The organism is bacterium (genome assembly GCA_037131655.1).
Lineage (GTDB): Bacteria > Armatimonadota > Fimbriimonadia > Fimbriimonadales > JBAXQP01 > JBAXQP01.
Map to the genome: position 1 here is coordinate 1 of JBAXQP010000257.1, position 3898 is coordinate 3898.

The 3898-nt window shown below is 45.3% G+C and carries 3 protein-coding genes; all 3 read left to right on the top strand.

Annotated elements, in window-relative coordinates; all coding sequences use genetic code 11:
• Positions 1 to 1407 (top strand): N-6 DNA methylase (locus WCO51_10715; GenBank protein MEI6513726.1); only part of this gene is annotated, 1407 nt, incomplete at its 5' end.
• Positions 1404 to 2393: a hypothetical protein gene (locus WCO51_10720; protein ID MEI6513727.1), complete on the top strand. Its 990-nt coding sequence runs from the start codon at positions 1404 to 1406 to the stop codon at positions 2391 to 2393. The genes WCO51_10715 and WCO51_10720, both read left to right, overlap by 4 nt.
• Positions 2390 to 3565 (top strand): restriction endonuclease subunit S, encoded by a 1176-nt coding sequence (locus tag WCO51_10725; GenBank protein ID MEI6513728.1) that lies wholly within the window; start codon positions 2390 to 2392, stop codon positions 3563 to 3565. Before WCO51_10720 ends, WCO51_10725 begins: the two co-directional genes overlap by 4 nt.
• The last annotated feature ends 333 nt before the right edge of the window (positions 3566 to 3898 follow it).

Here is a 3898-nt window from a genome sequence, read left to right on the forward strand (position 1 = left end):
ATCTTCCCACTGTTGTTTCACAAGCGTTTATGTGATGTCTTTGATGAGGAGAGAACTCTGGCTTTGGAAGAATCCGGTGGCGATACTCAATATGCGGAGTTACCTGAACAGCATCGTTTCCAGATTCCTGCGGATGCTCACTGGAAAGCAGTTCGCACAGAAGTCAAGAACGTTGGCAAAGCGATCCAAGAAGCCCTGCGAGCAATCGAAAGTACCAATCCTGATACTCTCTACGGTGTGTTTGGGGATGCCCAGTGGACGAACAAGGAACGGCTACCTGACCATATGCTAAGGGAATTGATTGAGCATTTCAGTTCACAAACGCTGTCGCTTGCCAACTGTCCAGAGGATGAACTTGGTGTAGGGTATGAGTTCCTGATAAAAAAGTTCGCCGATGATTCAGGACATACCGCTGCTGAGTTCTATACCAATCGAACCGTCGTCCACCTCATGACTGAAATGCTTGAACCTCACCCAGGAGAGTCCATCTATGACCCGACATGCGGTTCAGCAGGCATGTTGCTTTCTACTGCTGCACATCTCAAGCGCCATGACAAAGAATGGCGAAATCTAAGTCTATTCGGGCAGGAACTTAATCTCCTTACATCAGCCATCGGTCGTATGAACCTTTTCCTTCACGGGATAGAAGATTTTCGTATTGTGCGCGGAGATACTCTGGCACATCCCGCATTTGTCGAAGGGGACCGCTTGATGCAGTTTGATGTGGTGCTTGCTAATCCCCCTTATTCAGTAAAGCAATGGGATCGCGATGCTTGGTCAGCCGATCCTTGGGGACGAAACATTTATGGCACACCACCTCAGGGGCGTGCAGACTACGCATTCTGGCAACATATTATCAAGAGCATGAAGCCAAATTCAGGACGTTGCGCGATTCTTTTTCCACACGGCGTATTGTTCCGCAATGAGGAACAAGCGATGCGAGAGAAACTTGTCGCTCATGATGTGGTGGAGTGCGTTCTTGGGTTAGGTCCGAATCTTTTTTACAACTCAAGTATGGAGTCCTGTGTTGTAATCTGCCGTATGAACAAGCCGAAAGAGCGCCGGAACAAGATACTATTTATCAACGCTGTTAATGAGGTCACTCGCGAACGTGCTCAAAGTTTCTTGACTGACGACCACATTCAACACATAGTAGATGCTTATCAGTCTTTTGTAGACGTTGACGAATTCGCAAGTGTCGTAAATAACGCCGAAATATTAGAGAAAGGCGGCAACCTCAGTATTCCGCTTTATGTACAAGCAGGCAACGGAAACCAAGAGGGAGAAGTCGTCAATCTGAAACAGACTATTGAAGACTGGCTGCAAAGTTCAGCGGCATTACGAGAATCCATGAGTGACTTACTTGAGGTCATGGTAAAGTCAAACACAATGGAGCGTGCAAGGTGATCACTGGTCTGCCTCACAACGACTATATTCGTCTATCTAGTACCTTACGTCACAGTCTAGTGGCGGCGCTGAAAACTCCAACCCAAGCAGAACCTCAACTTGTTGCTAATATGGTATGTGAAATTCCCAACGCGATAAATGCGCTAAAGCCCTTGGGTAGCGTTGAGATCAAAGCGGATGGTGTATTTGTTCACGGTCAGCCATTTGTTGAGTACATAGACCTCACTAATCAATCGCAGAGGCGTGTTGAGATAGGTGACCTTCTACTATTGCGCACGGAAGTTCAAAACAAAGAAGTTATTGAAAGGTCCGCACTCTTATTACAAGCTAAGAAGAACAGTGGAATACACTTAAAACCTGATAGCAACCAACACTACCTTTATGCTAATTGGCCGGAATTCAAATATGTCCGTTCAACTTCGAAATTGAATGGACAGAATCGCAAAGTGTTGGGGATGGACCTATACAATGCCTGCAAATACCTACTAATTGGCGGTATTCCGTTTATATGCCCCCGATGCCCTGGATGCCCAGGCATTCATTCTTGCTACTTCCACTCATCTTTACCTTGGCATTGTACATTGACTGCCCAGCCGTCCTTGCCCAAATTAAGCCTATATAGGTGCTTTCTAAATGAACTGATAAGCTTTGTTCTTGGTGATGCAGGAAAGCCATTTGTGTTTCCACCTCCGAACCAGACTATAGGATGGGATAAAGTCATATGGGACTTGATTGATGTGACTGCTGAGCAGGCTTCAGAGTACATGAGGCGAGCATCTTCAAATAGTAAGTCATTCCGTGGCTCAGGTGACTGCTTTTTCGTTCGGCAACAGATGGCGCACTCCCTGCTTGATAGACTAGACGTACGCAACTCCTTTAATGGCAATGAACCGCCCGATGTGCCTGATGAATGGTTAAATGAGGACGAGTTAGGTGGAGGAATCTCCATCATTGAGTTCGTCGTGAGTTCGGAGGGTGTAGGATGAGCAAACATTATCTCAAGCCTGGTTGGAGAATAGTGAAGTTTGGAGATATCGCTCAAAACGTCGCTATTCGTGTCGATCCGTCAGAAGCTAAAACTGATATCTACGTTGGCTTGGAACACCTTGATCCTGAAACCTTACACCTTCGACATTGGGGGCATCCGTCCGATGTAACTGGTCAGAAGTTGGCGTTTAAGAAAGGGGATGTGATCTTTGGTCGCAGGCGTGCCTATCAACGCAAACTTGCGGTTGCTGAGTTCGATGGCATTTGTTCCGCACATGCGATGGTAATAAGGGCAAAACCCAAAATGATTCTGCCTGAGTTTTTGCTGTTCTTTCTGCAATCAGATATGTTCATGGAACGTGCCATTGCAATATCGGTCGGCTCTCTTTCACCGACAATCAACTGGACTACTCTGTGCATTCAAGAATTCCCTCTCCCCCCTATTGAGGAGCAGAAGCGTATCGCAGAAATCCTATGGGCGGCAGATGAAGTGATTGAGGAATGGAGCAAGAGCATAATGAACTTAGAGACTATTGTTACACAGATAGCCTTTGCCTACTTTAAATATTCGGGGTATGAAGTCCAAACTTTGAGGTCTCAAGTGTCAGAGTCGGCTTATGGTCCAAGATTCAGTAGTAGTAAATATTCTAACAGTGGCGCTTTAGGACAAATAAGAACTACTGATATATCTGAGGATGGCACAATAAACTACTCGACTGTACCGTTAGCAAACTTGGATGTTGAGGATTACAAATTTCATATTCTTAGGACAGATGACTTATTGATTTCTCGTAGTGGTACTTGTGGTGTAGCGTGTGTTTTCAAAAAACAGTCTCTGCCTATGCTTCCTGGGGCATTCCTGATTAGATTCCGACTAAAGGAGTCATTAAATTCTGAATTTGCCAAAGAGTATTTCAACTCTCAGGTTGGTCGCGCTCACACTGCCAAATTGTCTCAAGGCGGGGTGCAGAATAACCTCCGTGGGTCGACCCTTCTTCAGCAGTTTCTTCCTGTACCACCAATCCAAACACAAATGACTGTAGTAGATACTTTCTGCTTGCTGAGGAAAGAACTTAAACTTCTTTGGGAGCACAGATTTAGGTCGGTTGGTTTAGCAAAACACCTTTGTAATGAGATGATATCTCCAATGATGGAGTTGTCTAATGTTTAACGAAGAAAACACTATCGATCAGAAAAACGTTAAAGGAGATTATCGGTGTCGATATCGTTTATGATAACAATACCCAAGGTTATATCGTGATGATTCGGTATAAAAGGAAATCGGTCAATGGTCCTGAAAAGGAAGAGTAGGACTGGGGAGTCAAACAAGCAACCATGAGGGAAGATTTAGAATCCACCTGGACGACTGTGAAGTTCGGTGATGTTGTTCGTAATGCCAATTTGGTTGAACGTGATCCGATTGGCGTGGGCATCGAACGAATCGTCGGACTTGAGCATCTCGATTCTGAGAATATGCATATTCGTCGATGGAATGATCCAAAGG

Excerpts from the sequence above, each read along its gene's own strand:
- WCO51_10725 (MEI6513728.1), top strand. The coding sequence starts at position 2,390 with ATGAGCAAACATTATCTCAAGCCTGGTTGGAGAATAGTGAAGTTTGGA.